This window comes from Ornithinibacillus liuyingii (assembly GCF_055550225.1).
The window spans coordinates 273,505-290,915 of record NZ_JBPWOS010000002.1 but is presented as its reverse complement, the minus strand read 5'-3'; the positions used below and the strand labels follow the sequence as shown (position 1 = coordinate 290,915).

12 protein-coding genes and 1 tRNA gene are annotated in these 17,411 nt (G+C 38.2%); 3 read left to right on the top strand and 10 right to left on the bottom strand.

Annotation, left to right across the window (positions count from 1 at the left end; all coding sequences use genetic code 11):
• Positions 1-88: 88 nt before the first annotated feature.
• Positions 89-520, top strand: coding sequence for a MarR family transcriptional regulator (locus ACSKT4_RS04315; RefSeq protein WP_186869267.1), 432 nt, complete (start codon positions 89-91; stop codon positions 518-520).
• 16 nt (positions 521-536) lie between these two features.
• On the top strand, positions 537-3,650 hold the full coding sequence (locus ACSKT4_RS04310; RefSeq protein WP_186869266.1) for an MMPL family transporter: 3,114 nt from the start codon (positions 537-539) through the stop codon (positions 3,648-3,650).
• Between the two features lie 60 nt (positions 3,651-3,710).
• Here ACSKT4_RS04310 and ACSKT4_RS04305 read toward each other — a convergent pair whose 3' ends face one another.
• Together ACSKT4_RS04305 and ACSKT4_RS04300 are read right to left on the bottom strand one after the other, a co-directional pair.
• The gene (locus tag ACSKT4_RS04305; RefSeq protein WP_186869265.1) at positions 3,711-4,724 is read right to left on the bottom strand and encodes a DUF3231 family protein; all 1,014 of its coding nucleotides are present in this window, start codon (positions 4,722-4,724) and stop codon (positions 3,711-3,713) included.
• Positions 4,725-4,847: 123 nt separating this feature from the next.
• Positions 4,848-5,918: an undecaprenyldiphospho-muramoylpentapeptide beta-N-acetylglucosaminyltransferase gene (locus ACSKT4_RS04300; RefSeq protein ID WP_186869264.1), complete on the bottom strand. Its 1,071-nt coding sequence runs from the start codon at positions 5,916-5,918 to the stop codon at positions 4,848-4,850.
• Between the two features lie 218 nt (positions 5,919-6,136).
• On the opposite strand from ACSKT4_RS04300, the gene ACSKT4_RS04295 reads away from it, so the two are divergent.
• Complete coding sequence (locus tag ACSKT4_RS04295) at positions 6,137-7,507, top strand: MATE family efflux transporter (protein ID WP_465822877.1); 1,371 nt, start codon at positions 6,137-6,139, stop codon at positions 7,505-7,507.
• A 189-nt stretch (positions 7,508-7,696) separates the two neighbouring features.
• Here ACSKT4_RS04295 and ACSKT4_RS04290 read toward each other — a convergent pair whose 3' ends face one another.
• The 8 genes from ACSKT4_RS04290 to ACSKT4_RS04255 form a co-directional block, all read right to left on the bottom strand.
• Positions 7,697-8,884 (bottom strand): NupC/NupG family nucleoside CNT transporter, encoded by a 1,188-nt coding sequence (locus ACSKT4_RS04290; RefSeq protein ID WP_186869262.1) that lies wholly within the window; start codon positions 8,882-8,884, stop codon positions 7,697-7,699.
• 145 nt (positions 8,885-9,029) lie between these two features.
• The gene (odhB, locus tag ACSKT4_RS04285) at positions 9,030-10,283 is read right to left on the bottom strand and encodes a 2-oxoglutarate dehydrogenase complex dihydrolipoyllysine-residue succinyltransferase (protein WP_465822875.1); all 1,254 of its coding nucleotides are present in this window, start codon (positions 10,281-10,283) and stop codon (positions 9,030-9,032) included.
• Positions 10,270-13,134, bottom strand: coding sequence for a 2-oxoglutarate dehydrogenase E1 component (locus ACSKT4_RS04280; protein WP_186869260.1), 2,865 nt, complete (start codon positions 13,132-13,134; stop codon positions 10,270-10,272). The genes odhB and ACSKT4_RS04280 overlap by 14 nt, the downstream gene beginning before the upstream one ends.
• A 902-nt stretch (positions 13,135-14,036) precedes the next feature.
• Positions 14,037-14,510, bottom strand: coding sequence for a TrmH family RNA methyltransferase (locus ACSKT4_RS04275; protein ID WP_186869259.1), 474 nt, complete (start codon positions 14,508-14,510; stop codon positions 14,037-14,039).
• Between the two features lie 54 nt (positions 14,511-14,564).
• Positions 14,565-15,407: an amidase domain-containing protein gene (locus ACSKT4_RS04270; protein WP_186869258.1), complete on the bottom strand. Its 843-nt coding sequence runs from the start codon at positions 15,405-15,407 to the stop codon at positions 14,565-14,567.
• A 42-nt stretch (positions 15,408-15,449) separates the two neighbouring features.
• On the bottom strand, positions 15,450-15,965 hold the full coding sequence (locus ACSKT4_RS04265; RefSeq protein ID WP_465822873.1) for a methylated-DNA--[protein]-cysteine S-methyltransferase: 516 nt from the start codon (positions 15,963-15,965) through the stop codon (positions 15,450-15,452).
• Positions 15,966-15,976: 11 nt separating this feature from the next.
• Positions 15,977-17,128: a tRNA epoxyqueuosine(34) reductase QueG gene (gene queG / locus ACSKT4_RS04260; protein ID WP_186869256.1), complete on the bottom strand. Its 1,152-nt coding sequence runs from the start codon at positions 17,126-17,128 to the stop codon at positions 15,977-15,979.
• Between the two features lie 142 nt (positions 17,129-17,270).
• Positions 17,271-17,344 (bottom strand) — tRNA-Gly (locus ACSKT4_RS04255).
• Positions 17,345-17,411: the final 67 nt, after the last annotated feature.

The window sequence follows — 17,411 nt, the reverse complement described above, 5'->3', positions numbered from 1 at the left end:
TCCATGTATACCTTGCTATGATATAATAGTTCAATACGTGAACTATTCAAAACGTGAACCATATTACATCATTAGGGGGTGCTATTACGTGGAATTAAAGGATCTCGTGGAAAGGTATCAGAGTGCAATTACCCACGTTTATCGACGAGTAAACATTATTTTAAAAGAAAAAATCCAATCCGATATAACAACTGATCTATTTACGACATTACATTTTATTTATAAGCGAAAAAAATGTACCAGTACGGAAATAGCAACTGAATTTGGAATTGGCAAAAGTGCTGTTACAGCGCAAATTAATAGACTTTATGAAAAAGGTCTAATTGAACGTGATCGTGATGACGATGATAGAAGAGTGATTTATTTATATGTATCAGATAAAGGGATAGATTTTGTTGAAAATACGGAAAAGGAACTCTTTCAAGAGCTAGGCAATTATTTAGGAGATTTTGATGAGAAAGAAATTTATACCTTTATTTGTTCATTAGAAAAATTAGCTGAGAAAATGAAAGTAGAATAAGGAGAGGAAATGTCGTATGAAACAAATCATTCGTTTACGATGGTTCATAGCCGCTGCTTGGATAATAGCTGCTGTCGGCTTATTTATCTTTGCCCCTAACCTCCAAGAACTAGTGCGGGAAAAGGGACAAATTACTGCACCAGAAGATTCACCATCATCTCAAGCAAGTAAGCTTATTGAATCGATGTCTGATGATAGTACCTCAAATTCCGCAAGTGCTGTTCTAGTGTTTCACGAGGATAATGGATTTGATGATGAAAAGAGAAATGAAGTAATCGAGGCGATTGATCTACTAGAAGCAGATCAGGACAAACTGGGGATTTCTGATGTATTAGCATTTCATACAGATCCCGCTATTGAAGAACAAACCGTCTCTGAAGACGGGAAGACGATAATTGTTCCCTTTCAAGTATCGTTAGAAAATCAAGAAATAGAAGAAGCCCGTGAAGGAATCTATACGGCACTTGAATCTATTGATCTAGAACATTACTTAACTGGTGAATCATTTATTACCAAAGACATTATTATTAATTCTGAAGAAGGTTTAAAGAAAACGGAGCTTATTACCGTTGGATTAATTCTTATCATATTATTTGTTGTCTTTAGATCCTTTATCGCGCCATTTATTCCGTTATTAACAGTAGGTATTTCTTATTTAGCTGCTCAAGGAATCGTGTCCATTTTAGCAGATAAAGTAGATTTCCCACTGTCCACCTTTACCCAAATATTCATGGTAGCCGTCATGTTTGGGATAGGGACAGACTATTGTATTCTATTAATTAGTCGATTTAAAGAAGAAATGGCTAATCACGATACAATCAAAGATGCCGTATTACACACATACAAGTCTAGCGGTAAAACTGTGCTATTTGCAGGAATTGCCGTGTTAATTGGCTTTTCTACCATCGGCTTATCAACCTTTTCATTATATCAATCTGCTGTTGCTGTAGCGGTTGGTGTAGCCGTCGTATTAATTGCCTTAGTCACATTAGTACCATTTTTCCTAGTTGTTCTCGGAAAAAAACTGTTCTGGCCTTTTGATAAATCCGTTTCTCATAAGGATAGTAAATTATGGGGATCGATTGGTACACTCGCATGGGCTAGACCAATTATTGCATTAGCGATTATTGCGGTGATTACCGTGCCGGCTTTATTAAGCTATCATGGTGACAAATCGTATAACTCTCTAGAAGAGATTGGAGAGTCCTATGACTCTGTAAAGGGATTTAATTATATAGCAGATAGCTTTGGACCAGGTCAAACGATGCCAACTACTGTTGTATTAGAAGCCGATCAACCTGTAGATACGGCGGAGGCATTCCAACAAATAGAGACTCTCTCGGAAGCAATTGCCAAAATAGAAGGAGTAGAGCAGGTTCGTAGTGCAACTCGACCAACTGGCTCCATTATAGATGATTTTCTTGTAGACAATGTTACCGGCCAGCTTGCTGATGGAATTGGCCAAAGTACCGATGGTTTATCTGAAATCCAAGCAGGATTACAGGACGCTTCAGGCGAGTTGAAAGATGCAGAACCTCAATTGCAGGAAGCACAAGATGGAATCGATCAATTATTAGAAGGAACGGCGTCAGCTAATGACGGAATTGGTGAAATTCAAACCGCACTTCAGGACATTCAAACAGGCATTAATTCCGGAGCTCTTGGTGCTGGAGAAGCGAAGGCTGGTCTAGAGCAAATAAATGATAACCTTGATCAGACAATCGAAGGAAATAAAGAATTACTAAAAGGTTACCAAGAAGTTGCGAAAGGATTAACCGAGCTTAATGACGGACAGTTTAGCACAATAAGTCAGCTTCCTGGAACAATCAAACAAGTTTATAACAGTCTAAGTACTGTATTAAGCAATCATCCTGAATTACAGCAGGATACGGATTTCATGACGGCTTATATGACATTAGAGGAGCTTTCAAAACAAACAGAACCGTTAGCAGATATCCAAAATATGATGCAAACGAATGTTATTATTCCTTTAAAACAATTAAATGATCAACATGAACAGTTCAACCTAAACCAATCAATTCAAGCACAAGAACAATTATCTGCTGGTATCGGCGAATTAATAGGTGGTATTGAACAACTAGAATCTGGTCTAAGCCAAGCCGCTAATGGGCAAGGACAAGTAGTAGCCAATATACCTAGCTTACGCGATGGATTATCACAAATTTATGGTGGGCAGGAAGAACTGAAGACTGCTTTTGAAGATATGCAAAGTCAATTAGGCGAACTATCATCCGGCCTGTCAGAAGGTGCAGATGGTTTACAGCAAGTTGGCGATGGTCTATTACAAGTTAAAGGATATCTAGAAGACATTGAAACAGATACGAACAATCCAATTGTCATGATTCCGGAAGAAGCTTTAAATAATGATGCATTTATAGAAGCTGCTAATATGTATCTGTCTAATGACAAAACGATTGTAAAATTTGAAGTCGTCTTAGGTTATAACCCTTATTCGACTGATGCTTTAAACATGATTGAAAAAATTAGTGACAAAGTGGACGAAGCAAAAAGAGGTACCATTTTCGAAGCAAGTGATGCGTTATTAGGTGGAATCAGTAGTACGAATCATGACCTACAGAACGTGTCAGATGAAGATTACGCTAAAACAGTGTTATTTATGATTATTGGAATCTTCATCATCCTGATTATTTTACTACGTTCGATTATTATGCCAATCTATCTAATTGGATCGTTAATCTTAACTTACTTTACGTCCATGGCTATAGCCGAAATTATTTTTGTTAATATAATGGGGTATGATGGACTTACATGGGCAGTACCATTCTTTGCCTTTGTAATGTTAACCGCTCTTGGTATTGACTATAGTATTTTCTTAATGGATCGCTTTAATGAATATCGTGATGGAAATTTAAAGGATGCCATGTTAACAGCAATGAAGAAGATGGGAACAGTTATTATTTCAGCAGCTGTTATCCTAGGTGGTACATTTGCTGCCATGCTCCCTTCAGGAGTACTTTCTATCTTACAAATTGCTACCGTTGTCCTTCTTGGATTATTCTTATATGCCCTAGTGATGTTACCACTGTTCATTCCAGTAATGGTAAAACTATTTGGTAATGCAAACTGGTGGCCATTTAAAAAGAATTAATTACCCTAATAAAAAGCATGTGGAATCTTATTTTAGGTTTCACACGCTTTTTCTTTATAACTAATCTATCCGATCCTTTTCTCTAGCCAACTTATCTCGTGATTTAGTCTCTGGTGGTTGTTCTAGCCACTTATTTTTAATCATGATGTCTACTCCACTTTTGGAATAGGCAGCTACCTCCAAGGATAATCGCTCATAATTAAGCATGAGGTCGCTTCGTTGGCTTGCTGCAGTGGCATAGTTTCCAACCCCTGCTTGCATTAATAAAGAGACATGGAACATCATCATTTTATCAGAGAAGGTCCACGTTGTTGAATCACTAACAGCTACATCAGGTACCTCAGGAGCTTCGATATCCTCCTTCATTAACAAATCGTTAAATAGTTTAAGATGTTTCTTCGCAATTTCCTTTCCTCTTAGCATGAATTCCTGTACTTCTTTATTTGGAGAGGTTTGGGCAAAAGAAATACAAAGCTTCATTCCTAAAGCATTGGTCATAATATTCATATATAAATAGGAAATTTCTATAGCATTTAGTGGTCGCTTCTCATTAAAAGGATTTAAACCACTTAAATATTGTTTACTACGGACATAATCCGCTTCTTTAGGCACCATAATATATGGATGCCGTGCATTAACCCCTTTTTCTAGTTGAATATCTAATGTTCGATTATATAGTTCGGCTGTGGATTGTAATGCTTGTGTATAATAATCTCGTATATCCTTTCTCGTACACATCGTAAGAAATCCACTGTAGGCAACCATCCCTACCCTTGCCATATGATTCACATAGTTTAAGCAGAAAATATCCGTATATAGCCATGGCGCTTCCATATTCACATCGTTTTCCTCAAATGCCATCGGTACCGCGTAATCTTCTTTTTCAAATATCTCCTTCATTTTCTCTAAATGAGATATAGAAAGCTCACTAGCATGCTGAACAATAGGAATAATATCGCTATCTTCTAAATCCTTCAACATATAAAGCAGTACCCATTTTGACATACTGTCATTCATGTAATTAGTCCAAAGTGAGGCTATTTCTCCTGAAGTTAAATTTATATTATTATTCACGGCTTACCTCCTAAGCATGGTTCATAATTACGTATATTATCTCCTACCTTTTCTTTTTTATCAGATTTCACCTCATTAAAAATGTTCTTGCCTCACTTAAGAGACAAGAACATGCTCATACACTTATTTAACGGAATCTTTGATTATCTCAACTACTCGATCACGTGATTTTTCACTTTGAAATTCTTTCATTTTGTCTAGCATGATTGGTGCTTGCTGAACTAATTTCTCTAGTTCCTTTACGAGGGTATCATCTGTTAAATCCTCTTCCTCTAGAACCCGAGCATAGCTCTTATCTTGAAATGACTTCGCATTAATAATTTGATCCCCTCTACTTGCTTCTCTTGATAGCGGAATAAGTAGCATTGGAATTTGTAGTGCTAAAAATTCAAATATAGCATTCGATCCTGCACGGGATAGGACGAAATCTGTTGCTGCAAATATATCTTTTAGCTCTTCATTTACATATTCAAATTGTATATAGCCATCTTTTTTAATGGAATCATCTATTTTACCAGTTCCACAAATATGAACAACTTGGAATTGAGGTAGTATTTCATCGAGTGTGCCTCGAATGGTTGCATTTATTTTTTCAGAACCACCACTACCACCCATAATTAACAACACTGGCTTGGTCCGATTGAATCCACATAATGCAAGTCCCTTGTCTTTATCACCTTGAAATAGCTCCTCGCGAATAACTGCACCAACATATTCCGCTTTGTTCTCGGGTAAGTATTTCATTGTTTCTGGGAAGGTTGCTAGCACTTTCTTCGAGAATGGAATGGCTAGTTTATTAGCAAGACCCGGTGTGTAATCCGATTCATGAATGACTGCCGAAACACCTCGCATTTTAGAAGCAAGAACAACCGGAACAGATACAAAACCACCCTTAGAGAAAATAACAGCCGGCTTACGTTTCCCGATGATTCTCCAGGCTTGAAGTGTACCTTTCATTACTTTGAATGGGTCTTTCATATTTTCTATCGACATATACCGTCGTAATTTTCCAGTTGAGATTGGATAATATGTGACACCCTCTAACTGTTCAATTAATGTGCGTTCAATTCCATTTTTAGAACCAATATAATCAATTTCCCATCCCTCTCGCTGGAATACAGGAATTAATGCCAAGTTGACAATAACATGTCCTGCAGAGCCACCGCCTGTGAATAGAATTCGTTTGTTTTTCATAATATCTTGAAGTCCCCTCTTTCCAATTACTAAAAAAGCTTTAGAAATGCCTACTTAGCGACGCAAATGAGAATTCAAGAAGTCCTGATTTCTTACTTTCGCTAGACATCTTTCTATACACTTTCTTTTCTTTCCACATCATCGTATAATTACGTTTATGCATGATAAACCATTACCTCTTTATCCTATTAAAAAATATCGGAAAAAGGAAGCATTATATGTATCAGACTAACAGTTTAAAACAAAAGTTGAAATTATTTATCTATATTTTCTTTCCCATTTTAATTACACAAGTAAGCTTAAACCTAATGACCTTCTTTGATACGGTCATGTCTGGGCAGGCTGGAGCAGAAGATTTAGCAGGAGTAGCTATAGGCTCTAGCTTATGGGTACCTGTATTTACTGGGATTAATGGAATTTTACTAGCAATTACCCCGATTATTGCCCATTTATTAGGTGCTAAAGAGGACCAATCTATCAGTCAAAAAGTACAACAGGCCATCTATCTTTCCATCGGGCTAGCAGTTGTCATCCTACTCATTGGATTCATTCTACTAGATCCAGTTCTCCAAATGATGAGTTTAGAAGCGAATGTGAACCATATCGCCAAGTATTATCTTATTACATTAGGTACTGGTATTATTCCTTTATTCATCTTTAATACGTTAAGAAGTTTTATTGACGCTTTAGGACAAACACGCATATCGATGGTGATTATTTTAATCGCTTTACCAATTAATATCCTATTTAATTATATGTTTATCTTTGGTAAGCTTGGTGTGCCTGCTTATGGCGGAATTGGAGCTAGTATTGCAACAGCACTAACCTATTGGGTGACCTGTGTTATTGCCTTTCTGATTTTAGCTAGGATGCATCCATTTCGTGGTTATAGCTTGTTTACAAAATGGGTCAAGCCTAAGGTTACGGATTGGTTAGAGCAATTAAAGATTGGTGTACCAATCGGATTTGCCATTTTCTTTGAAACCAGTATATTTGCTGCTGTAACATTGCTGATGAGCACATACAATACCAATACAATTGCAGCTCACCAGGCTGCTATGAATTTTGCCTCACTTCTCTATATGATTCCGTTAAGTGTTGGAATTGCATTGACAATCACTGTTGGATACGAAGTCGGTGCCAAAAGAATGCATGATGCAAAAATCTATGGTCTTCTAGGAATAAGTGGTGGAATCTTTATTGCATTATTCAATGGTGCCATCCTCTATATTTTCCGAGAAGGGGTAGCTGGATTGTATAATTCAGATCCAGATTTGATTCATTTAACGGTTCAATTTATTGGCTTTGCAATTGTGTTTCAGGTTGCCGATGCTTTTGCCGCTCCTATTCAAGGAGCACTACGAGGCTATAAAGATGTGAATATGACCTTAGTTATTGCCCTTGTTTCTTATTGGGTGATTGGTTTACCAACAGGATGGGGACTTGCTAACTTCACTTCCTTGGAACCATTTGGCTATTGGGTAGGCATCATCGTCGGCTTAAGTGCAGGCGCTATTGCCTTGTTAGGAAGACTGATGTTCATTCAGAAAAAATATCGGAAAGAAATGATGGACTCATCTGCTAGTTAATTGGTGGATGAGTTTTTTGTTATTTATTCTAAGAAGCAGGAAAGATAAGTCCGGAATGGAGCAAAAATTAAAATTCATTACGTATGAATTTAATGTAGAAGTGGTTGCTGAGACATTATCAGAATATTGATTAATTCAAAAAGGCTTGAGGTCATATTCCTCAAGCCTTTTGATTGTGTCTTTATATGGTTAAATAAACAAACCTGCAATGGTTGCCGACAAGATGGAAGCTAATGTTGCTCCTAATAAGAGTTTTAATCCAAACTTGGATACTTCTCCACCCTTTTCTCGGTCAATACCCTGAACTGTTCCGGCAATAATTCCAATAGATGAAAAATTAGCAAAGGATGTTAAAAATACGGTTACAATCCCTACTGTTTTTTCTGATACTTGTCCTAACAATGTTTGGAATTCTAGCATGGCTACAAATTCATTAGTTACAATCTTAGTTCCCATGATACCACCAGCTTCTATTACTTCGCTGGCTGGGATACCCATTAGAAAACCAATCGGTGCTAGTACATAGCCGAGTATTTGTTGAAGGGTAACACCAGCAAAAATAGCTTGAATAATCCAGTTAACAAGCTCCAATGCAGCAATAAATGCTACTAACATCGTACCTACGATTAGCGCAATTTTACCACCTTCTAATGCACCATTTCCCATCGCTTCGAATATACTCTTATCATTGGAAACATCTGAAATATCAACCTTATCCTCCGCTTTTGGAACATGCACTGGCGCAATTACCGATGCAATGATTAAGGCGCTAAACATATTTAAAGGTAATGCCACTAATACATATTCTGCCGGTAACATTTGCATATATGCTCCGACAATAGATGCTGAGACAGACCCCATCGCAGAGGCACTGACAATGTATAATCGATTCGCTGTTAAGTGATGGAACTGTGAACGAATTGCGATTAAAGCCTCGGACTGTCCAAAGAAAATACTATTCACTGCATTAAACGATTCTACTTTCGGCAGCCCCGTAATTTTAGAAATAAGTCCACCTAAATATTTGATGATCATTGGAAGTATCTTCAAGTAAGTTAAAACAGATAATATAGTAGCAAAGAAGATAATTAACAGTAAGACATCAAAGAAAAAGACGCCACCTTCTGCTTGCATGACACCACCAAGTATGAAATCGACTCCTGCATTACCGAATTCAATCAATTTATTAAATACAGATGATATGCCATTAATAATCGTTTGACCGATCGTTGTAGAAAACATGAACCATGTAATGAGGAGTTGGGCAAGAATCATAACTCCAATTCCTCGATAATTAATTAAACTACGTTGATTTGATAATAAATAAGCAATAACTAAAACGACAATGATTGCTACTATCCCAAGAATAATATTCATATGATGTATTTCCTCCTAAGTTGTCTACATTACTCTATTAGTAATACCCAATTTAATTTGTAATAACAGGAATAAAGATAATATCTCACTCCCAAAAATAAAAATCCCTGCTATAACTCCCGTTATAGCAGGGAAAGACTATTATTTATCCTTCTAATAATAAATCGTAAGGATCTTCCAGTAGTTTTTTCACTCGAACTAAGAACTGAACTGCCTCTTTACCATCAACAATTCTATGGTCATAAGAAAGTGCCAAATACATCATTGGACGAACTTCGATAGAATCGTCAGGCATTACAACTGGACGTTTAATGATATTATGCATTCCTAAAATCCCAACCTGTGGCGCGTTTAAGATTGGTGTAGAAAGCATAGATCCGAATGTTCCACCATTTGTTATCGTGAAGGTGCCACCTTGTAGATCTTGAATTCCAAGCTCTTTGTTACGAGCTTTTTTACCTAGGTTAGCAATCTCACGCTCAACACCTGCGAAGTCTAAGCGATCTGCATCACGAACAACTGGTACTACTAATCCATCATCTGTTGAAACAGCAATACCGATATCATAGTATTTTTTAACGATAAGGTCTGTACCATTAATTTCGGCATTTAACAGTGGGAAGTCTTTTAATGCTCCAACAACTGCTTTTGTAAAGAATGACATGAAACCAAGCTTCACACCGTGTTTTTCCACGAATTTATCTTTCCGTTCGCTACGAAGCTTCATTACATTGGTTAAGTCTACTTCGTTAAAAGTAGTAAGCATGGCAGCTGTTTGCTGTGCTTCTACCAATCGTTTGGCAATTGTTTGACGTCGGCGAGACATTTTAACAATTTCAACAGGCTTGTTGTACTCTGTTGCTTCCGCTTTAGGTGCTTCTTTCTTAGCTGGTGCAGGCGTTTCTGTCTGCTTTGGAGCATTAGCAGCAGCTTCTACTTCTTCAGGACGTACACGACCTAGTGGATCACGAGTTGGCACCGTACTTAAATCGATATTTAATTCGCGAGCGCGTTTTCTTGCTGCTGGTGAAGCAATAATATCACGGCTTGAATCCGACTCTTCTTCCGTTTTTGGCGCTTCAGCTTTAGGAGCTTCAGCTACTGGAGTTTCTTCTTTAGCTGGTGCCACTCTCTCTTCTTTAGTAGGCTCAGAAGTTACGCCGCCTTCAGCACTAACTTTTGCAATAACATCACCAACAACCACGTCATCGCCTTCTTCACGTACGATTTCAGCAATAACACCGGAAACTTCAGCATTCACTTCCACATTAACTTTGTCTGTTTCTAATTCTACAACAGGGTCGCCTTTTTCAACTGTATCCCCCACTTTTACTAACCATTCGGCAATTGTTCCTTCTGTAATCGATTCGGCAAGTTCAGGTACTTTAATTTCTTTCACTGGAATCTCCTCCTAATGTCGGGTTAATTGCTTGCTGTATAATTCTCTCTTGTTCTGCTTTATGCACATTTGGATCACCAACAGCTGGCGCTGAACGATCTGGGCGTCCAATATATCGTAAGCTTTGACCAGTTTTTACTAGGTCTCTTAGATAATCATCTACAAAATCCCATGCTCCCATATTTTTTGGTTCTTCTTGAACCCAAACAATTTCTTCAAGATTTGGAAGTTCTTTTATTACTTTTTCCAACTCTTTCATCGGGAATGGATAAATTTGCTCTAATCGCACTGCGCGTAGCCAATCATACTTTTCATTAGAATTATCAATAGCCTCTTCAATATCTACCATGACTTTACCAGTACCAATAAGTAAACGTTTCGCATTTTTCTTACTTACTTTTAAGTTTGGTTGATTACGTAGTGGCTCGAATTTCCCTTCTGTGAAATCCTTCGCAACTGACGCAATACGTTGATTTCGAAGTAAGCTACTCTTAGGAGTCATTAGTACTAATGGACGTGCTTCTTCCTTATTACGCAAAGCTGCCTGTCTTCGAATTAGATGGAAGAATTGTGCAGATGACGTTACATACGCTACAATCCAGTTATTCTCAGCTGCCATTTGTAAGAAACGCTCTAATCTTGCACTTGAGTGTTCTGGCCCTTGTCCTTCATAGCCATGTGGTAACAACATAACCATATTAGACTTATCTCCCCATTTAGCCCGGGCAGCAGAGATAAATTGATCAAAGACCGTTTGTGCTACGTTAGCAAAGTCACCAAACTGTGCTTCCCAGAGAACTAATGTATTAGGAGCTTGAACACTATAGCCATATTCAAATCCTAAAACCGCCACTTCGGAAAGTGGGCTGTTTCGGACTTCAAACGATGCATTAGCATCTACCCCATGAAAGATACTATACTTTTCGTTTGTAACCGCATCATTTAAAACAGCATGGCGGTGTGCAAATGTACCACGTTCAGAGTCCTGACCTGTTAAACGAATAGGTATACCGTCTTTAAGAATACTTGCATAAGCAAGCGCTTCCCCTGCACCCCAATCAACTGTATTTCCTTCGTTTAATGCTTCTTTACGACGCTTAAAGATTCTTGCAAGCTTTTTATTTTCTGTAAAGCCTTCAGGTCGCTTAAATAATTCTTCATTAAGCGCTACTAAATCACCCATGGATACAGCAGTTTCATATTTTTCTAAATCGGTATTTAGTGCATCTGGCATCGGTTTACATTCTACTTTAGCAATTTCCGTTTCTTTCATACCATCGTAAATTGCTTTTAGATTTTGTTCAACCTTCTCTACCATTTGGTCAAATTCTTCTTTTGTTATTACTCCTTTACCCATTAATTCATTAGCAAAAACATTGGCAGGAGTTGGATGATTATCGATCAAGCTATATAGCTTAGGTTGTGTCACCCTAGGCTCATCCATTTCATTGTGACCATAACGACGATATCCGACTAAGTCTATTAAAATATCCTTGTTGAACTTCTGACGATAGTCATAAGCGAGTTTTATCGCTGACACACAAGCAATTGGGTCATCCGCATTTACGTGAATAACTGGAATTTCGAATCCTTTTGCTAAATCACTTGCATAACGAGTTGAACGGCCATCCTCCCTGTCCGTTGTATACCCTAACAAGTTATTCGCAATGATGTGTAATGTTCCACCGGTTCTATATCCAGGTAAATTTGCCAGATTAAGTGTTTCTGCAACGACACCTTCCCCGATAAATGCAGCATCACCATGAATTAATACTGGAATCGCTTTAGAAACATCCTGCTTTGGATACCCACTTTGCGTACGATCATCCTGTGCTGCTCTAGCAAATCCTTCTACTACCGGATTAACAAATTCCAGATGTGATGGATTATGTGCTAAAGTAATCTTTATCGTTGTTTCTTCTCCATCTTTTACATCCTTAACCGCACCAAAATGGTATTTAACATCTCCAGTCCATCCATAGTTAATGCCTCTAGAACCTTCTGAAGGAATTAACTCCTTGTTCGGTGAATGATGGAATTCAGAGAAGATTTTATCCATTGGTTTACCTAATATATGCGCTAGCACACTTAATCTACCACGGTGTGCCATCCCCATCATAATATTTTCCACGTTATCTTCTGTCGCATATTTAACAATATGATCAAGCATAGGAACCATGGATTCTAGTCCCTCAATAGAGAAACGCTTTTGTCCGACAAAAGTCTTCTGTAAAAATCCTTCAAAACCTTCTACGTTAGCTAAACGATCTAATAGTTGCTTTTTCTCTTCATTGGTTAAATCTAGACGAGCTTTTCCTGACTCAATATAATCGGATAACCATGCTCTTTCTTCATCACTATCTACATGGTCATATTCAAATGTAATCGTACCCGTATAATATTTTCTTAGTTCGCGAACGACATCAAGCGCTGTATCCACACCGACAGGCGCTTTTTCCCAAACCCAATTAGCAGGCATTTCTTTTAAATCTGCTTCTGTTAAACCATAGGTCTGTGGGTTAAGTAATTCCGATTTTCTTTCCTCGTTAATATTTACTGGGTAAATATCTGCTTCCAAATGTCCGAAACGACGAATAGCCTCAACTAATCTATAGGTTGAGGTAATTTTCTTGACATCGCTTATGGAAGTGCTTGTAGAACTTTGTTGAATACTATCGGTTGAAGTGCCCAACCAATTAGGAGCTCCATATTGATCAAACAACTGTCTTAATGACTGATCAATAGCTCGAGGGTCCTCTTTATATAGCTCATACTGTTCTTCCACATACCCCATGTTAGGACCATGAAACTCTCCCCAGAATCTTTGTGAAGATTCATCATTTTGTGCCACGTCTTATACCCCCATTAGAAGTTAACATTTCTCCGTATGAAAACGGTTTTTAATTGCAATTCTATTATAGAACTGACTTAATTCTACATCAACTAATATACCTTATTTTCAGGGCGGAAACAATATATCTTATGCCCATTATTCTAGAATTGTATCGAATTAGTAATTTGCCGAATTTTCTTACTTATCATTTCATACATTTGTAACCAATCTTAGTTCACATTCTGAATATTTTTCGCTATAATGAGGACAGATATAATGAACTTTTCTTACATATGTATTTAATTTAAAGGAGGCCCCAACATGAAGTTAGCCCTAATCATAGGTGTTTCAGTAACATTTCTAGTATCCATCTTCACTGCTGGCTATGAAGGAAAACCAGGAGTACCTAAGAAAAATCAATAATTGAAATAAGAGAAACTAGCTTCGAAATGGAGCTAGTTTTTTGTTTGGCTGGGGTTTTGTGGGTAGATGTTTGTGTTTGATTACTCGAATATAGTACTGATTTTTATAGGGGATAAGTTCCAGGTTGCCTCTTTCTTACACATATCATTTTATACTCTGGCAAATTCACTATATAGAGAGTAAAGGCGCTCTCTCTGTTATTAACATTTTCTATTTAGGGTACAGACGAACTCTCTCTGTTACCTTTTCCACCGCACTTTCTACATTTTGGGCACTGACAACCTCTCTCTGTTACCTTTTTCGCCGCACTTTCTACATTTTGGGCACTGACAGCCTTCCTCTGTTACCTTTTTCACGGAGCTTTCTCCTTTTTGGGCACTGACAGCCTCTCTCTGTTACCTTTTCCACGGCAAACTCTCAAATCAGGGTACAGACAATATTCACTTTGCTATAGCAAACAAAAACGCCACCCACGATATTAGTGAGTGACGTCCAACCTAGATTAATTTCGGAAAGCCTTGTTGTCTTAATGCTTCATATATGATGATTGCTGCTGTATTGGATAAGTTCAAAGAACGAACCTTGTCATTCATATGAATTCTAAGGCATTGATCTTCTTTTCCTACTAATAGCTCCTTAGGAAATCCTGTTGATTCTTTGCCAAAGACAAAGAAGATGTCTTCCTCCATATTGCTATAATCATAATCGGTATAATGCTTTGTACCGAAGTTTTCAATATAATAAAACTTCCCTTGTGGATATTTATCATATAACTCAAATATGGATTGATACTCCGCCATATCAACATGTTGCCAATAATCTAATCCAGCTCGGCGAACCGCCTTTTCATCCGTAGAAAATCCTAATGGATGAATTAAATGTAGCTTTGTATCTGTTGCTAAGCATGTTCTTCCGATGTTCCCTGTATTAGCTGGAATTTCTGGTTCAAATAATACGACATGTAAACTCACTATTCATTTCTCCTTGCTTTATTCCTTTGCACTAGTAACTGAACTATTATATCACTAATCACCAATACGGAAAAACTTATATTTTATATTCGGTGTATAAGCACTTGAATCTTCATATGACCAATATCGATGTCGGCTGTTTTGGGTATGAGCGTTGACTAAAGGCATCCCGTCCCTATCTTTAGCGACGACAATAGTTGTATGGTCCCACCTGCCATCTCCTTGAAAATCATAGCAAATAACATCACCCGGCTGCAGTTCGCTGGCAGAATCAACTTCTGTCCCCTTTAAACCGTGCGTCGATCCAGCTAAAAACCATCGTAAAGAATGGGCAACAGCCCAACTATAACTCCAATTATCACCTGTATACCACCAGCCCTGATTCCGATTCGGCGCTCCTCTCATTGGCGCTCCACCTGCACGCAAACATTGGGAAACATAGTTAGTACAATCGACATCGAATTTTCGATATTGTGGATTATAACTATTCCACCACCGTTCTGCATACTGAACTGCAGCAAGGCGATCATAGCTGAATCGGTCATACTCACTTTGCCCAGAATCAGGTTCTAATTTACCAGTAGGTTCTTCCGTTTGTCTTACTAGTGTTTGCTTGTGGTCAATAATGTTGCCATTTTTTAAAATAAACTCGTACGGGATGGTCCGTTCTTCTCGTGTAAAATGATCCCCTTGCTTCAGTAGCATCGTTAAGTGTAAATGGTAATATACCTTTTCCTCCTGATCATACTTCATTCTTTGGTAAATATGACCTTTCCCATGTACTCGAACAAGCTTGACATTACGCTTATCATGTAATAATTTATGACTTTCTATCCAGTCGAACTTTGGATCATTTGATTCAAATAGCTCCAACCAGAATTTCTCCAGTATATTCATATAAAATCCCTCCATTAAAATATATATGGAGGGAAGGCATGTCTAAGATAAAATTTCTTCGTGTTTTAATAAATATTCTTTCTTATCCAATCCACCATTATAACCCACAAGTCTGCCATCAGACCCGAGGACACGATGACACGGAACGACAATGGAAAAAGGATTCTTGTTTACCGCTCCTCCAACCGCACGGACAGCCTTTGGATTTCCTATAGCTATTGCAATATCCTTATACGTTTTTGCCTTCCCAAAAGGAATCTCTTCAACCAGAGTTTGCCACACTTTCTTTTGAAATGCAGTCCCATAGAAGGCAAAGCGAAATGTGAATTCTTTTCTATCCTTTTGAAAATACGCAACAAGCTGGTCCTTTATTGGAGCAACCTTTGCTTCATCATGAACAAGGGAAGTATGTGGAATATGCTTTTCCAGCCATTTCATCACCTTCGATTCATTCTCAGAAAATGATCCGTAATCAATGCGGTATAGTTGTTCCCCGTCCGTCAATATAAGTAACTTTCCGATTGGTGTGTCAATTTCACCATAATAAATCGTTACCATAAACCATTCACCTATCCTTTGGATGATTGTACTTCACGAAATGCTAAGCCCTTCTCCATTTCAAAAAGCACATCCTGATCCGATTCTTTTTCCATTGCTTTTGTTATTGCATCAAATGCTTCCTCTGTTCCGATTTTACCTAGGGACCATGCTGCTGTACCACGAATTACCGGCCGGGGGTCATTATTCATAATAGAAATTAATTCGTCTACTGCCGTTTTATCCTTATAATGACCAAGTCCAATAATCGCATTTCGTTGAATTGGTTTTTTTCCGCGCCAAGAACCTGAAATATGGCCAAACTGTTCTTTAAATTCCCGATTGGATATTGTCAGCATTGGTTTAAGTAGTGGTTTAGCAATATCGTCTTCAGGTTCAAATTCTGGATGATGATGAAAATCGACCTTCTGATTCTTCGGACAAACTAGCTGACATGTGTCACAGCCATAAACGCGATTTCCAAGCTTGGAACGAAACTCCTCAGGAAGAAAATCCTTAGTTTGCGTTAGAAAAGCAATACAACGCTGTGCATTCAATTGCCCCCCTTGAACAATCGCTCCAGTTGGACATGCGTCAATACATTTACGACAATCTCCACAACCATCCTCTATCGGGCTGTCTGGTATGAATGGAATATTGGTGATGAGTTCCCCTAAATATACAAAGGAACCAAATTCTTCGGTAATCAGCAAGGTGTTTTTACCTGTAAAGCCAACTCCTGCACGCTCTGCTACGGCACGGTCAGATAACTCCCCCGTGTCAACCATCACCTTCGTAACAGCATCCGTTACTTTTTCATGGATAAATCGTTCTAGTTTCTGCAGTCGATCCCGAAGAACATCATGATAATCCATCCCCCAAGATGCACGACAGAAAAAACCTCTCCGTTCTTCCTTCCTACTCTTAGGTGCATCTTTTCTCATCCGGGAAGGGTATGCCATGGCAATAGAAATGATGGATTGGGCTCCAGGCAACAATCGTTTTGGCTCCGTTCGTTCTTCATTAGTACCTTTTTCAAAACCCGATTGATACCCTAGCTCTTGCTGTCGCTTCAACCGCTCTTTTAGTTCAGTGAACACATCAGCCGTTGTGAAGCCAATCTTATCAATACCAATTTCTTTACTGTAGTCAATAATTTCCTGTTTAAGCTGGTCGGTATTCATCGCCATTCCTCCCTTCTCTGATTATCTTTACCATACTACGTGGAAATTGTTTTGTTAAGTATTCTGAGGAATTATTGTAGAAGAAAAGTAAAAACGCAACATCTCGTAAGTAATTACGAGACACTGCGTTAGGACATATGTATGGAGCGGGTGATGGGAATCGAACCCACGACATTAGCTTGGAAGGCTAGAGTTTTACCATTAAACTACACCCGCATTAAGTGAATTTATTTAAATATAATTACTCACGCAAAGTCATGCCCCTGCGTCTACTAGTTTTTCA